This window comes from Holospora undulata HU1 (assembly GCF_000388175.3).
Lineage (GTDB): Bacteria > Pseudomonadota > Alphaproteobacteria > Holosporales > Holosporaceae > Holospora > Holospora undulata_A.
On record NZ_ARPM03000080.1, the window covers coordinates 1 to 1424 of the forward strand.

1 protein-coding gene and 1 pseudogene are annotated in these 1424 nt (G+C 39.4%); one reads left to right on the forward strand and one right to left on the reverse strand.

The annotated features are described in order from the left end of the window. Nucleotides 1-683 precede the first annotated feature (683 nt). A pseudogene (locus K737_RS11780) lies at nt 684-828 on the reverse strand (transposase); the annotation flags it as partial. Nucleotides 829-996: 168 nt separating this feature from the next. Here K737_RS11780 and K737_RS10225 point away from each other — a divergent pair. Then, nucleotides 997-1161: a hypothetical protein gene (locus K737_RS10225; protein WP_023491041.1), complete on the forward strand. Its 165-nt coding sequence runs from the start codon at nt 997-999 to the stop codon at nt 1159-1161. Nucleotides 1162-1424: the final 263 nt, after the last annotated feature.

Sequence of the window (1424 nt, forward strand, 5' to 3'; positions counted from 1 at the left end):
ATCTGCCAGAGAGATTTAGCGATAGCTTCCATGCCCGCTAGAGCCAAAAGGAAGTAAGGAAAAGAGTCTTTGAGGTGCTGGCAAAAGACGCCAAAACGAGTACGCGATGATCGATTCCACGATTGTGCGCGCCCACTAACACAGCGCTGGAACTAAAAAAAACGAGAACCAGGCCATCTGAGTACGAAGATTCATGCAATCTGTGACGCCCAAGGCAATCTCACCAGAAATCCCATCGCTTTTCAGTTGACAAAAGATCGGCCCTATGATTCAGAAGGCGCAGATGCGTTGATGGCTTCGTGAAGGCTGATGGAGTGCTTGCCGATAAATCGTATGATGCTGATGAAAGGGGCGGCAAGGTCGTGATCTCCCCTAAAAAACCCGTTTAAACTCTTCATATAGCTAGTGTTTAGCTCCTAACTCTTACGGTGTAATCTGTAAAGAACTCAAGGAGACAAATTTATAGGAAACATATTGCATGAGAATGCCAAGACACCGCCAAGAATCAGAAAAGAACTACGAGAATCTAAAGAGAGCGCCCCAACGCTTGCAAAACACTATATCCTAAACGTCAAGATGGTTCTAAAATGGAAGAAGACATTAAGCGTTGAGCTCTATAGTAATTTAGGTTGAATTAGAGATTTTAAAGAAGCAAGAAATAGCGTCGAATAGAGCGTTGAAATTTAGTATATTGTCCACCTCTTCATATTAGCCCAGAATTTCTCTATTGGATTCAAATCACAAGAGTAAGGAGGTAGAAAATTATACTGAATTTTAAGTATAAAATTCTATTAATTCTTGACTTTTCTTGGATTTATGAAAAGAGGCATAATAACACCTTGACCAGGCTTTAGTTCCTTAATCAGAAAATCTACCCAAGATTGGAATAATACTGTGTCGCAAGAGCCCTTAAACCTCATTGGTGCTATCGGCGTGTTATTAACCAAACCGGTAATACTATATACCAAATCAAACTGAAAGTGTTGGACTAATGCGTTGAAAGTTGTCATTGGCTCGGTCGACAAGATCCATGGCGATGTTGTCCCAGGTTTGGTCGAAAAAATGCAGTATACTCTTGCAAAACTCTTTGGCAGAGAGGAAAAATCGATTTTTGCGCACAAGTTCATTCTTCGATGGGGTTCAGGTTGGGGCTGGAAATAATGAACCTCAATCCCCCTTTCTTTTGCTGCTTTTTGGGTTTATTTGCTTGTGTTATAAGGTCTTTGATCCAAGATCAGGTAGAATGTTAGGCGCCTTTGGATAAGCGTCTTTTAGCTGATAAAAAAACGTCTTCAAGGGGGCTCTATCATAAGTGTTGAAAGTTATTATGAGTATAAAATTTTAATTTTATAATGATGTATTGATATATGGAAGAATTAGAAAATATTATGTCTTTAATAAAAGAAGAAGATTTAGAGAGACTA